Source organism: Methylobacterium frigidaeris (genome assembly GCF_022179185.1).
Lineage (GTDB): Bacteria > Pseudomonadota > Alphaproteobacteria > Rhizobiales > Beijerinckiaceae > Methylobacterium > Methylobacterium frigidaeris.
Map to the genome: position 1 here is coordinate 119214 of NZ_BPQJ01000020.1, position 13436 is coordinate 132649.

Annotated in this window: 12 protein-coding genes and 2 pseudogenes; 9 read left to right on the forward strand and 5 right to left on the reverse strand. The window is 67.7% G+C overall.

The genetic code is table 11. The features are described 5' to 3' along the window. Positions 1–64: 64 nt before the first annotated feature. A complete protein-coding gene (locus MFF64_RS20755) occupies positions 65–283 on the reverse strand; it encodes a YdcH family protein (protein WP_238192285.1) in 219 nt (72 codons plus the stop codon). A gap of 202 nt (positions 284–485) precedes the next feature. On the opposite strand from MFF64_RS20755, the gene MFF64_RS20760 reads away from it, so the two are divergent. Next, positions 486–671, forward strand: a complete 186-nt coding sequence (locus MFF64_RS20760; RefSeq protein WP_099898898.1) for a YdcH family protein — start codon at positions 486–488, stop codon at positions 669–671. Positions 672–809: 138 nt separating this feature from the next. Here the strand turns inward: MFF64_RS20760 and MFF64_RS20765 are convergent, their stop codons facing one another. Then, entirely contained in the window at positions 810–2453 is a 1644-nt protein-coding gene (locus MFF64_RS20765; RefSeq protein ID WP_099898896.1) for an acyl-CoA synthetase, read from the reverse strand. 165 nt (positions 2454–2618) lie between these two features. Then, entirely contained in the window at positions 2619–3644 is a 1026-nt protein-coding gene (locus MFF64_RS20770) for a substrate-binding domain-containing protein (protein WP_099898894.1), read from the reverse strand. Between the two features lie 179 nt (positions 3645–3823). Here MFF64_RS20770 and MFF64_RS20775 point away from each other — a divergent pair, with 179 nt between their 5' ends. From MFF64_RS20775 to MFF64_RS20800, 6 genes and pseudogenes are all read left to right on the forward strand, one after another. After that, a complete protein-coding gene (locus MFF64_RS20775) occupies positions 3824–4609 on the forward strand; it encodes a hypothetical protein (protein ID WP_099898892.1) in 786 nt (261 codons plus the stop codon). A gap of 748 nt (positions 4610–5357) precedes the next feature. Next, positions 5358–6806, forward strand: coding sequence for a site-specific DNA-methyltransferase (locus tag MFF64_RS20780; RefSeq protein WP_238192286.1), 1449 nt, complete (start codon positions 5358–5360; stop codon positions 6804–6806). After that, on the forward strand, positions 6799–7311 hold the full coding sequence (locus MFF64_RS20785; RefSeq protein ID WP_238192287.1) for a DUF5681 domain-containing protein: 513 nt from the start codon (positions 6799–6801) through the stop codon (positions 7309–7311). Before MFF64_RS20780 ends, MFF64_RS20785 begins: the two co-directional genes overlap by 8 nt. A gap of 12 nt (positions 7312–7323) precedes the next feature. Beyond that, entirely contained in the window at positions 7324–8793 is a 1470-nt protein-coding gene (terL, locus tag MFF64_RS20790; RefSeq protein ID WP_238192288.1) for a phage terminase large subunit, read from the forward strand. A 212-nt stretch (positions 8794–9005) separates the two neighbouring features. After that, entirely contained in the window at positions 9006–9599 is a 594-nt protein-coding gene (locus MFF64_RS20795) for a hypothetical protein (protein ID WP_238192289.1), read from the forward strand. Between the two features lie 138 nt (positions 9600–9737). After that, a pseudogene (locus MFF64_RS20800) lies at positions 9738–10389 on the forward strand (IS6 family transposase). Positions 10390–10667: 278 nt separating this feature from the next. On the opposite strand, the gene MFF64_RS20805 reads toward MFF64_RS20800, so the two are convergent. Beyond that, positions 10668–11684, reverse strand: a complete 1017-nt coding sequence (locus MFF64_RS20805) for a nucleoside 2-deoxyribosyltransferase (RefSeq protein WP_238192290.1) — start codon at positions 11682–11684, stop codon at positions 10668–10670. Positions 11685–12305: 621 nt separating this feature from the next. Between MFF64_RS20805 and MFF64_RS20810 the strand changes: the two are divergent. Then, positions 12306–12508: pseudogene (locus MFF64_RS20810) on the forward strand (IS6 family transposase); the annotation flags it as partial. A gap of 20 nt (positions 12509–12528) precedes the next feature. Here MFF64_RS20810 and MFF64_RS20815 read toward each other — a convergent pair. Then, positions 12529–12954 (reverse strand): hypothetical protein, encoded by a 426-nt coding sequence (locus MFF64_RS20815; RefSeq protein ID WP_238192291.1) that lies wholly within the window; start codon positions 12952–12954, stop codon positions 12529–12531. A 44-nt stretch (positions 12955–12998) separates the two neighbouring features. Here MFF64_RS20815 and MFF64_RS20820 point away from each other — a divergent pair. Next, a partial coding sequence (locus MFF64_RS20820) for an IS6 family transposase (protein ID WP_238192292.1) occupies positions 12999–13436 on the forward strand: 438 nt, incomplete at its 3' end.

Consider the following 13436-nt stretch of genomic DNA (forward strand, 5'->3'; position numbering starts at 1 on the left):
AAGCAGCATGCAAACGCAAACGCAAACGCAAACGCAAACGCAAACGCTTGGCCAGGCCCGCCCGTCAGGCGATGATGTCCGGGGTGAGCTGGTCCTCCAGGAAGGTGATGCGGTCGCGCAGGGCGAGCTTGCGCTTCTTGAGGCGCTGGAGCTGCAGGCGGTCGCCGGCCATGACCCCGGACAGGGCCTCGATCGCGTCGTCGAGGTCGCGATGCTCCTCCCGGAGCCGCGCCAGCTCGCTCTCGAATTCCGCCGTCGATTCCGCACTCAACTCGAACGCCATCGCCGCCCCAGCCCTGGAGAGAGGTGGCGAAGCATGAACCAGCCCCCGGCCTCCGGCAAGGGCGCCGGCAGGGTTGTGCAGCCCCTCTCGGGCCCGCCGCGCCTGCGGCGCATTACGCAGGTGCAGCAACAAATACCTTCGACATCGGCCGCGGGCTGTGGCAGGTTGGGTGTGTCACCTACATGACAGGAGGCAATGGCTGATGTCGCTGCACACGCATCTCTCCGAGCTCGAGCGTAAGCACGAAGCCTTGGAGCGCGAGATCCAGGACGCAATCACCCACCTCTCCACCGACGACTTGCGAATTGTAGAGCTCAAGCGGCGAAAGCTTCACTTGAAGGATGAGATCAGTCGTCTGCGGACGACGTCCACCCGCGTGATGCACTAGCCCAGAAAAACCCGTTAGTGCCGCCGCGCCAGCGTTCGACGCGGCGGCCCCTGCCCCAGAGGCACGATCCACAGGCATGACAGAGCGGGCGGCGGGCCCCATGGGAGAGCCCGCGACTGACAGCCCGCGCAAGCTTCGTCACAATGCCTTGGCCATCTCCCGCAGCACGAATTTCTGCACCTTTCCGGTCGAGGTCTTCGGCAGCTCCGTGAAGACCACGTGCTTGGGCACCTTGAATCCGGCGAGAGACTGCCGGCACCAGCCGATCAACTCCTCGGCCGAGACCATCTCGGAGCCTTTCAGCTCCACGAAGGCGCACGGCGTCTCGCCCCATTTCTCGTCGGGCTTGGCCACCACCGCGGCCGCCGCCACCGCCGGGTGCTTGAACAGGGCCTCCTCGACCTCGATCGACGAGATGTTCTCCCCGCCCGAGATGATGATGTCCTTCGAGCGGTCCTTGAGCTGGATGTAGCCGTCCGGGTGCTTCACCCCGAGGTCGCCCGAGTGGAACCAGCCGCCCCGGAAGGCGGCCTCGGTGGCACCCGGATTCTTGAGGTAGCCGCGCATCACCACGTTGCCGCGGAACATCACCTCGCCCAGGGTCTCGCCGTCGGCCGGGACGGGCTGCATCGTCTCGGGATCGAGCACGTCGAGGGCTTCGAGCGGCGGGTAGCGCACGCCCTGGCGCGCCTTGCGGGCGGCCTGCTCGTCCTTAGCCAGCGCGTCCCAGTCGGCGTGCCACTCGTTCACCACCGCCGGGCCGTAGGTCTCGGTCAGCCCGTAGACGTGGGTGACGTCGAACCCGGCCTCCGCCATGCCGGCGAGCACGGCCTCCGGCGGCGGCGCCGCCGCGGTGAGGAAGGCGACACGGCGCGGCAGCGCGCGCCGCTCGGCCTCCGGCGCGTTGATGAGGAGCGACATCACGATCGGCGCTCCGCACAGATGCGTGACGCCGTGATCCGCGAGGGCGTCGTACATGGCCTTCGCCCGCACCTGCCGCAGGCAGACATGGGTGCCGGCCACCACCGACAGGGTCCAGGGAAAGCACCAGCCGTTGCAGTGGAACATCGGCAGGGTCCACAGATAGACCGGGTGCCGGCCGAGATTGCCCGCCACGACGTTGCCGACGGCCAGGAGCGACGCGCCGCGGTGGTGGTAGACCACGCCCTTCGGATCGCCGGTGGTGCCGGACGTGTAGTTGAGCGTGATCGCGTCCCACTCGTCGCCCGGCATCGGCCAGGCGTAAGCCGGGTCGCCGGCGGCGAGAAAGTCCTCGTACTCGACCGTGCCGAGGCGCTCGCCCGGGCCGTCATATTCGGGATCGTCGTAATCGATCACCAGCGGAGTCACCCCGGCCTGCGCCAGGGCCGGGCCCATGGTGCGGGCGAATTCCCGGTCGGTGATCACCACCTTGGCCTCGCCGTGATCGAGGCAGAAGGCGATGATCGCGGCGTCGAGCCGGGTGTTGAGGGTGTTGAGCACCGCGCCGGCCATCGGCACCCCGTAATGGCACTCGATCATCGCCGGGGTGTTGGCGAGCATCACCGCCACCGTGTCGCCCCGCCCGATCCCGCGGGCCCTCAACGCCGAGGCGAGGCGCCGGCAGCGGGCATAGAGGTCGCGGTAGCTGCGCGTGAGCCCGCCATGGATCACGGCCGTGTGGTCGGGGAAGACCGTGGCCGCCCGCTCGAGGAAGGTGAGGGGCGTGAGCGGCTGGTGGTTGGCCGGGTTCCGGTCGAGGCCGTGGTCGTAGATCGTCGAGGGGGCGGCGGGCGCGGGCATGGCGGCACTCTTCGGGGCGGTGGGGCACGGGGAGCGGTGTCGCACGCCCCTGCCGGCATGATGATCGGACATTCGGTCGAATCAAGCGCGGCGAGACCGTCCCGCCGCGCGATCCCCGGACGCCCGTCATCCGCTTGCGTGCAATCCCCCGCGCGGTCGGGGGTGCTACGCTGCCGTTCGCGCCGGCAACCGATACCCTGGAGCATCCCCGATCCGCTCACTCAGCATCGCCTCGACCCGGTCGAGCCCGTCCCCCGGCAGCGACGCGCTGGCGGCGAGGCCGTAGACCTCCCAGCCGACCGATACGAAGCCGAGGCCGAACCGCTCCGCCGCGGCGCGGGCGCCCAACCCCGCATCGGCCGCGCCGGACGCGATCACCGCCGCCACCGCCTGGTGGGTGAACTCCTCCAGCCCGTAGCCGACGATCGCCTCCGGCGGGATCCCGGTCTCGGCGAGCAGCCGGTCGAACCAAGCCCGGGTGCCCGAGCCCTTCTGCCGGTTGACGAAGCGGGCCTTCGTCGCGCGCAGGTCCGCGGTCGTCTCCAGCCCGAGCGGATTGCCGGCGGCGACGAGCCATCCCTGCTCGCGCTCGAACAGCGGGCGGACCCGGAAGGCCGGGTCGGCGACGAGGTCGGAGAAGGGCGGGCCGGCCGCTGCGGGCCCGACCGCCCCGCAATGGAAGCCCGCCGCATCGGCGCGCCCGTCCATGAGCCGCATTACCGCGTCCCGGCTGCCCATCACGGCGACCTCGGCCCCGCCCCACTGCGCCAGCACCTCCATCAGCAGGGGGTCGTGGCTCGCCGCCAGGGCGAGGCGCCGCGGGTGCTCAAGCAGGGCGGCGAGGCGGGCCTGCATCGCCCGGGTCTCGCGGGCGAGCGGCAGGGCCAGGCCCTCGGCCGCGCCCGCCAGTGCCTCGTGCAGGGCGGCGCCGGTTTCGGTGAGCGTGGTGCCGTGGCCGCGGGTCTTGCGCACGAGCGGGCGGCCGACATCCGCCTCCAGCGCCCGGACGCGCTCCCAGACAGCGCGGTAGGACAGGCCGATCTCGGCGGCCGCACCCTGCACGGAGCGGGTCCGGGCGATCGCCCGCAGGAGCGCGAACGTCTCGGCGACGGCGATGCGCGCCCGGCCGATCCGCAGCGAGCCGCCGAGCCCGAGTTCGATTACGGGACCTTCATCGGCCGGTATCGTCATCGGGAGCCCATCGCAACGTCCTCTTCCCTCCGGAGCGTGCCTGCCGCAATGCGGCGCGCGGCTGCCGGACCACAACCCACCCTTGTGCGCTGGCCCGGCGCGACGCCGCCGGGTGGGGCAGCCTGCACCATCGGCAGGAGACATCCTATTGATGTCCGCAAAGCGGCATCGTACCGCCGATGATCTCGCACGCGCCGCGCGGCGTGCCGCCGGCCCGCCCCGGCTGCGAGGCCCGTAGGGAGGCCGACGACCGCATGATGCATCCGGAGCTCCTCCACCCGGCCCGGATCCCGGCCCGCGCCCGGCTGACCGTGCCGCCCGCGGCCGTGGAGCGGGCGCGCGAGGGCCGGGCGTCTCCCCTGCCGGCCGACTGGATCACCGAGGGCGGATTGCGCGCCTTCCGGGCCGATGCCGGTTACCTCGGGCGCTCGATCGCGGCGCTCAAGCTCTACCTCGCCCTGGTCGTCAGCCAGGACGCAGCCGGCGGTGATCCGGCGCCGATCCTCCTGTCCTACGAGCGGATCGCCGCGCTGTCCGGCCTCTCGGACCCGCTGATCTGCGCCGACAAGAAGGCACTCCTCGATCAGGGCCTCGTCGCCACCTGCGGCGATCGGCCGGGCGGGACGATCGCCTACCGGCTGACGGGCCTGCACCCCTCCACCGCGGTGTCCCTCCTGCACGGGCCGCGGCCAGGCATGCCGATCGCCACCCTGCACGGTCTCACCTGCCGGAAGGCGCCCAACCTCGCTGCGCTGAAGACCTATCTGCTGCTCTGCGCGTATGGGTGCGACCTTGACGGTGCCGTCACCCTCGACGTCGATGCCGCAGCGGGTCTCACCCTTACCAGCCACGTCAAGATCGTCGCCGCCCTCGCCGCCCTGCAGTCTCTCGGGCTCGCGGAAGCGCTCGGGACTCCGACCCGGCTGGCAGACCAGCGCCGGATCCGCCTGCTGCCGCTGCGGTGATCGCGCCGCCGAGCCGCTGGTCTCCCGGTGCTTCCTGGCGGGCTCCGGCACGAAGGCCGGGACCCGCTGCATGTCGCCGACGCCGTCACCGTCTGGCCACTGACTGACCGTCTGCTCGCTCACATGCGCCGCTGAAGCGAGCTGCCGAGGTTTTCAGCGAACGGCGCCGGGCGGAGCAACGTTGGTGGTTTCATTGGCGGAACGGCGGAGGAAGAAGGCTGACGCCGCTCAAGCCGTTGAACGTGTTGGTGGTGCGACCAGTCGGCTTCGTACCCGTCTCTGCCCGCCCTTCCCTGTTCTCGCGGAAAAAACAGGGAATGCGCGCGGAAAACAGGCTCGAGCGGGCGTCCGCCGCCGCGGATCCCGTCAGCCCAGCAACGACTTAGCCGCGAGTTCCCTGCACGCCGAAACAGGGAACGCGCGGACCCGATACAGGGAGTGATGCAGCGAAAATGTTCCGCGTCCGTTCTTGACGCCCCGAGCCAGCTGCGCCATAAGCCTCCGCAGGAGCGACGGCCTTCCTCTTCAGGAGTTCAGCCCGCGCGAGTGGGCTCACACCGGCGCTCCCAGTCAGCAGCACCGAACCTCGCAGCGGGTTAGCAATCGGGCAGCAGACGACCACCTGGATCTCCTCGTCGGAGGTCGGGAGCGTCGATGCTCGTCCAGCCGTGCTGCCACGCCCTCCGACAGCGAGATCCTCCATCCCCCCGCACGCGCCGCCCGCCCGTGCGACCGATCGAGGTCTCCCATGTCCACGCGTTCCCGCTCCCGCCTCAGGTCCGCTCCTCCAGCCACGTCCACCACCGTCCTGCCCGAGCAGGTCGAACTCGTCTCCACCACCGAGCTCAAAGCCTACACCCGCGAGCTGCGTCAGCACCCCGACAAGCAGGTCGCCCAGATCGCCGCCAGCATCCGCGAGTTCGGCTTCCTCGTCCCCGTCGTCGCCGCGCCCGACGCCACCATCCTGGCCGGGCACGGGCGCTGGATGGCCGCCAAGCAACTCGGCCTGCCGAGCGTGCCCGTCATCCGCGCCGCCCACCTCTCGCCCGAGCGGCTGCGGGCGTTCCGCCTCGCCGACAACCGCCTGGCCGAGAACGCCAGCTGGAACCGCGACGCCCTCGCCCTCGAGCTGACCGAGCTCACCGGCCTCGTGCTCGACTTCGAGCTCGAACTCACCGGCTTCGAGACCGCCGAGATCGACCTCATCCTCGACGGCGACGCCTCGGAACAGCGGGATCCCGCCAACGACTGCGCCGTCCCAGCCGCCGGTCCGGCCGTGACCCAGCCCGGCGACCTCTGGCGCCTGGGTGACCACCGCCTGGTGTGCGCCTCCGCCTTGGACGGCGAGAGCTACGCGCGCCTGCTGAGCGGCCGGCCGGTGCGCACGGTGTTCTCCGACCCACCCTACAACGTGCCGGTCGCCGGCCACGTCTGCGGATCGGGTCGCGTGAAGCACCGCGAGTTCGCCATGGCCTCGGGCGAGATGAGCCCGGACGCGTTCACCCGCTTCCTCGCCACCGCCATGACGCACCTGCGCGACAGCCTGGTTCCGGGTGGGCTGATGTACCTGGCCATGGATCACCGCCACGTCTTCGAGCTCACCTCGGCGGCCCGTGCCTGCGAGCTCGAGCAGCTGAACCTGTGCGTGTGGAACAAGACCAACGCCGGCATGGGCTCGTTCTACCGCTCCAAGCACGAGCTCGTCTTCGTGCTCAGGAAGCCCGGCGCGGCGCACCTGAACACGATCGAGCTCGGACGACACGGCCGCTACCGCAGCAACGTCTGGGACTACGCGGGCGTGAACAGCTTCGGGCGGCGGCGGATGGAGGAGCTGAGCTCGCACCCGACGGTCAAGCCGGTGGCGCTGGTGGCCGACGCGATCAAGGACTGCTCCCGGCGCGGCGAGGCTGTGCTGGACGGTTTCTGCGGCTCGGGCACGACGCTGGTGGCGGCCGAGCGGGCGGGGCGGGTCGGCTACGGCATCGAGCTCGACCCGGTCTACGTCGACGTGGCGGTGCGGCGCTGGCAGGCGCTCACGGGCGAGCGGGCGATCCACGACGCCTCGGGCGAAGCCTTCGACGCGCTCGCCCTCCGGCGGCTTCAGCCTACCGTGCAGAGTGCCGCCGAGACCCACGGTGACGCGACCGGAGCGGGAGATCAGGCCGGCCTCGTGGGGGAGGGGGCGGTCCATGTCTGAGCATCGCTCCAAGAGGCCGCGCGCCGACCACCCCGCGGAGTACGAGGTCGGCTACGGCCGACCGCCCCGCGCCAGCCAGTTCAAGCCGGGCCAGTGCGGCAACCCGCGGGGCCGCCCGACCAAGCCGAAGTCGCTGCAGGCCGCGCTCGAGCGCGAGCTCGACCGCGCCATCGTGGTGCGCGAGGCCGGGCGCGAGAGGCGCCTGAGTAAGCGCGAGGTGATCACCCGGCGGGTGGTGGACGACGCCTGCCGGGGCGACGCGCGCGCCCTGCGCCTGGTGCGCGACATCACCGGGTCAGTCGCCTCGGCCCAGGGCGCGTCGGCCGACCCAGGTCCGGCCGCGGCTGCACCACCGGACAGCACCGACCAGGCGATCATCGCCGCCTTCGCGGCGATAATCCGCGCGGGCGCCACCTTGCCCACCGACGACGGGCCTCCGGCGTTGCAGCCCCGCGATCCCGGCGAGAGCAGCCTCGTTCTCGTCCCGACGTCGTCCCGGCATTGAGGAGCCCGCGCCATGATCCCCGACGCCGCCCTGCGCGACGCACTCCTGCGCGAGCACCTCTACTTCTTCACCTGGAAGACCTTCGCCGCCCTCCATCCCGGCCAGGCGTTCACCCCGGCCTGGCACGTGCGCGCCATCGCCCACGCCCTCGAGCGCCTCGCCCGCGGCGAGTGCCGCCGCCTGCTGATCACCGTGCCGCCCCGCCACCTGAAGTCCATCTGCACCGCCGTTGCCCTGCCGGCCTGGCTGCTCGGCCGCGACCCCGCCCTCAAGATCATGGTGGCCAGCTACGGCGGCGAGCTCGCCACCAAGCACGCCCGCGACTTCCGCGCCGTGCTGGCCCAGCCCTGGTACCAGGCCCTGTTCCCGCGCACCCGCCTGGCGCCGGGCGGCAACCGTGAGGACGAGCAGTTGACCACCGCCCGCGGCGGGCGCAAGGCGATCTCGCTGGGCGGAGCCGCCACCGGGTTCGGGGCCGACCTGATCATCGTGGACGATCTGATGAAGGCGGCCGACGCCGCCTCGCCGGTCGAGCGCGAGCGGGTGCGCAGCTACTACGAGCAGACGCTGCTGTCGCGGCTGAACGACAAGGGCGCTGGGCGGGTGGTCGCGATCCAGCAGCGGCTGCACGAGGACGACCTGGCCGGCTACCTGGTGGCCAGCGGCCAGTTCGAGCACCTCAACCTGCCGGCCCTCGCCACCGGCGAGGAGAGCGTCCCGATCGGCTTCGGGCAGGTGCACTGGCGGGCGAAGGACGAGGCGCTCTGCCCCGAGCGCGAGCCGGCGGCGGTGCTGGAGCGGCTGCGGCGGGAGATGGGCGCCTACGCGTTCTCGGCGCAGTACCAGCAGGATCCGGTGCCGCCGGGCGGCAATCGGGTGCGGTGGGAGTGGCTCGGCAGCTACGCGGCGGTGCTCGGGCGCGAGGCGTACCAGGGGGTGGTGCAGAGCTGGGACACGGCGCTGACGGCGGAGCCGACGAGCGACTACTCGGTGGGGCAGACGTGGGGCTTCCGAGAGGACCACTGGCACCTGCTGGATGTGGTGCGCGAGCGGCTGGACTTTCCCGAGCTGAAGCAGCGTGTGCGGGGGCAGGCGGGGCGGTGGAACGCCGACCTGGTGCTGATCGAGCATGCGGGCTCGGGCATCCCGCTGCTGCAGCAGCTGCGGGCGGAGGAGGGCGGGAGGCGGGTGTACCAGGGAGTGAAGGTGAAGCTCGACAAGCAGACGCGGTTCGAGGGTCAGACGGGGCACCTCGAGACGGGGCGCTACCTGCTTCCGCGTCAGGCGCCGTGGCTGGAGGCGTTCCGGCGCGAGGTTCTGGCGTTCCCGCGCGGGCGGTACGACGACCAGGTGGACAGTCTGGTGCAGTTCGTGGAGTGGTCGGGCTCGCCGCGCTCGCGGGGGCTGCTGGAGCGGGATCCTGAGACGGGTCGTCCACTCGGCCGAGCTCGTCCGGAGGGTTACCCACTCCCGAGACGCTGATTGCTTCGTAACCGACGTGGTGTGGGTCTCTTTCGAACTGCGGCACCGTCGCCGTGGTGACATCATCCATTCGGACGCTCTCGGCACGAGAGTGACCATGCGCCTCACTTCCGAACCAGCTTTCGGCGAGACACGGGAATGTGTGCGAAACTGACGTACCGGATGTCACGTAGTTGTGGCAGTCCTAGCCGCCTGCCCGTCTGGAGTGCTGAATGAACAGGCTGATCATACAATTCGCAGCAGTCCTGCTCAGCAATCCGGCGTTTTGGACATGGTCCACCCTTGGAGCAGAGATCATGGACGTCCCATCTTTGTTCGCAACCGCGCAACATGAGGGCCGCGTCGGCGTAGCCCGCAAGTCAAAGCTGATCGATGCTCGTCCAGCGATACCAGGTGAGATCGTGATCAGCATCATCGCGGGCGAGGGCGAGGAGACCCGGAGCAAGCCTGCCGAGGTCGGGGACATGGTGGTGCAAAACCGCTGCGAGGCTACGGGTCATGAGGAGTACCTGGTCAAGGCCGGGAGCTTCGCGGAGCGGTATGAGGGACCGCTTGAGGCGGAACGAGCTGATGGCTGGAGGCCTTATCGGCCGCGTGGGGTTGACATGTTGTACTTCATCGTCCGCGAGGCTGATGGAAACTTCACCTTCAACGCGCCTTGGGGAGAGCCGATGATCGCGCGACCAGGTGATGCCATCGTCCGCGATCCTAACGATCCGAATGACACGTACCGCGTCGCACGCGACGCGTTCAGCTGCACTTACGAAATTCGGAGAGAACCCGAGGCCGCGAAGAAGCCCCTCTGATTGGATTGCGGATTTTGTGGCGTTGTCACGAGGGGCTTGTCACGTTAACCAGCCCTCGGCTTGCCGAGGTTGGTGGAGCGTCGTAGCCGGGCGGCATGAGCCCCCCTCTCGTACTCCGGTTATCGCTTCCCGCGCAACATCATCCAGCGCGCCGTCTGGATGTATCCGGTTCACCCTCAGCTTCCGGGATGTCGAGGAACTCCTGGCCGAGCGCGGCATCTGCGTCGCCTACGAGAGTATCCGGCGCTGGGTGCTCAGCTTCGGTCCCGCCATCGCGCGACGGCTGCGCGCCTCACGTCCGAAGCCGCACGGGCGATGCCACCTGGACGAGGTGTTTGTCCGGATTGGTGGCCGACAGATGTACCTGTGGCGAGCCGTGGATGCGGAAGGCGAGGTGCTCGACCTGCTGATCCAGCCCAAGCGTGATAAGAAGGCAGCCGTGAAGCTCTTGCGCAGGCTGATCAAGAAGCTCGGCTTCGCTCCCGGGGAGCTGGTGACCGACAAGCTCGGCTCCTACGGCGCGGCGCGACGCGAGTTGCGTCTCTCCTGCCGCCACGAGCAGGGCCTTCGCAAGAACAACAGGGCGGAGAACTCGCACCAGCCGGTCCGACGCCGAGAGCGAAAACAGCAGGGCTTCAAGTCGCCGGGGTCAGCCCAACGGTTTCTCTCGATGCACGCGGCAGTCCAGAACACCTTCTACGTTCAACGTCACCTGATCTCCCGCCCCACGCTGCGCCTGTTCAGGGCTGAGGCGGCAGGTGCGTGGCAAACGGCAACCCCCGCGGCCTGAGAGAACACGCGATCTGCCGTTCCTGCGACCGCATTCCACTTCCCGTGACAACGCCCGAGCGGCTACGCCGCCCCATCAGCCGCCGCAAGCCGGTCATGCCGACCAGCTACGGTGCTCGATCGGCCCCGGCAAGCCGGGACGCCGCCCAACGTGACACCCCCCTCCGCCGTACCCCGACCCGAGCGGAGCGAACCTGCCACCTTCACATGACAGCGTTCCCTCAGTCATGACGGCCGGCCGGTCAGCAATCCGCGTTAGGTACACAAGCCTCTCCACGTTCATTTTGCCAACATCGTGTCCCGTCCAAACTTCTGCGCAATTTTTTCGATTCTTCTTGACAATCCTTGGCGTAATGTTTTTTGGTTAGACCAGTATATCGTCGGAACATCGAAAATATCGAACTCAAGTTTGACTCCCTCTTTAGCCGTAACCATGACTGGCTTCCCAAGTGCTTGAGCCCAGCCGAGCTCGTAATAGACGTTCGGCCGCGGCTCGCTTACGTCAACAATTGCAAATGCGCACTGACGGATTTTTTCTATAATTTCCGGAAGTATTCGCTTGTTCTCATCGATATGCTGATCTACACGGCATGCATCAAAGCCGTACTTTGAACAGGTGTCAGAAAATGTCTCGTAAGCATCCTCTAAATCAGGGTCCTTGCCAAAGGACATAATCACAAATGCCGAATTCGGTGTTATGATGTTCTCCGCCAATGCAATTATCTGAGCCGCAAATGATTGTAAAGCTTCGGGTGAATGCTCGACGAGAACACGGTTAAGTTGTTCATAGGCGCTCCTTGATACCCTTGAAGCGTAACGCAAATCGAACTGGTCGAGTTCGCTTTGGTAGATATCCTCCGCGGCGAGTCCAAAGGTTGCCACTGGAAGTAGTGGCTTTGCAGCGATCCTGGCCCAATTCGCGGCCCTGTGAGTTCCCTCCCAGCCTGCGACGAGAACGGTGGCGTCTGCGAGCACAATTGGTTCTGGAAAGATCAGCCGATGCCCAATTAGATCCCACCTTGGCAAAGCGGACTGGCGAATGCTGCCAATCTTGTGAACTGGTTCAGCTCCTTTTCCAACATATGATATCACGTAATCATCAGGAGACTTCCCTAAAGCCCGCACGGCAGCCTCGGCGGCAACTGCAGCCTCCTTATCTAAATCGGTTTGGCATCCACCTAGAAGTTTATGTCCTTTTCTTATTAGCTCAGCACTAAGCGCCCTGACGAACGCAATGACGTCATCAGCCTTGCTCTGATCGTCAGGAAGCCCGCCCGAAACTAGTATTTGCGGCATAGTTGCTCCTCCTTGAGGCACTCGTGCAACAAAGATATAAGCATTTTCGCGTAAAGATCGACTGCCCTCCTCGGAGGCTTGTCACGCCGCGAGCAACTTGGCTAGCCCAGACGGGGTTAGCTGGCGCTGTCACCGCTACCGAGCATCGGGTGTATCTGAAAGTCGAAACTCGTCTGAGAAAATTAACCGAGACAAATTTCCGGGCGATGGGCTTGCGATCGGGTCGGATGCTGAATTTAACATGAGAGCAATGTCATCGGAACTGAGCTGCGGTCGCGGTAATGACATGTGGTAGTTTGAATTTGATCGGACATACAGCATCTGGAAGTGGTCAGTCTCATCTGCCTGCTGGCGATCAGGCGGCGATCAGTTTGGCCTGAGACAGGGAGGACAACGTTAAAGAACGTCTGCATCGGCGTCTTGCCGAAACACCACCGGCCCTGGTGAGGCCGCTCCTCGTTGTACAATCTCTCACCACAAGACCCATAGTACCGGCGCTGGCGACGACGGCCTTATCGTCTATGGATGGCATACGTGGGCCGGCCGCGCGGTTCGTGTCCACGACGGGCATTGTCACACGAAGCGGTGGTGGGCCGTCTCGGCTCGGCGTAGGGCAGCGGTATGCAGCCCGTCTCGCACGCGCGCCACCAATTCCCGCCCGAGATCATCCGCCACGCGGTCTGGCTGTACCTCCGCTTCACACTGAGCTACCGCGACGTGGAGGAGCCCCTAGCCGAGCGCGGAACCGAGACCACTACGAGAGTGTCCGACGCTGGGACCTGAAGTTCGGGCCTGTCTTCTCCCGCAACTTGCGGCGACTGCGGCTTAGCTCGACTTTAGCCATTCATGCGGCGTGGCAGAGGGCATAGGCCCAGGGAGCGGGGAGGCGGAAGCGGGGTTTTGTTCGGGCGGACCGACGCAGTGATGTTGCCAAAGTCCGCTCGCGCCAGACCGCATAGCGCACGGCGGCCAGAGCATCGGCGAAGGTCGGACGCGGTTTGGGGTACCACGCGGCGGCCGCGATCCGTTGTCGCTGGCGGGCCGGGAGCCGTGCAGCCAGCAGTGTGACGATCGAGAACAGGGCGAGCAAGCAGGGCGTGGTGCGGGCAATTGCCGTGTTCGACCACTGCCGCAGCGTCTCGACGCCGAGATGGGCGCGCAACTCCTGGAAGGTAACCTCGACGGTCCAGCGCCGCACGAACCACCCCACGATCTGCGCGGGCTCTCGCGTCGGATCGGTGCACAGCAGGGCCTGGGGCGGCACTGTCACGCGAAGGAGTAGCGGCGCGCTGTGGGGCGGGGTAGGGCCGGGGCATGCAGCCCGTCTCGTACGCCCGCCACCAGTTCCCGCCCGAGATCATCCGCCACGCGGTCTGGCTGTATCTCCGGTTCACGCTCAGCTACCGCGATGTCGAGGAACTCCTGGCCGAGCGCGGCATCAGCGTCGCCTACGAGAGTGTCCGGCGGTGGGTCCTGAAGTTCGGGCCTGCCTTCGCCCGCAACCTGCGCCGGCTGCGGCCTCGGCTGGCCAGCACCTGGCACTTGGATGAGATGGTGGTCTCGATCCAGGGCCGGCGCCTGTACCTGTGGCGCGCCGTGGATGCGGAAGGCGAGGTGCTCGACCTCCTCGTGCAGCCCCGGCGCGACAAGAGGGTCGCCCTGAAGCTCCTGCGCAAGCTGATCAAGAAGCAGGGCTTCGCGCCAGAGGTGCTGGTCACGGACAAGCTCCGCTCCTATGCGGCTGCTCATCGC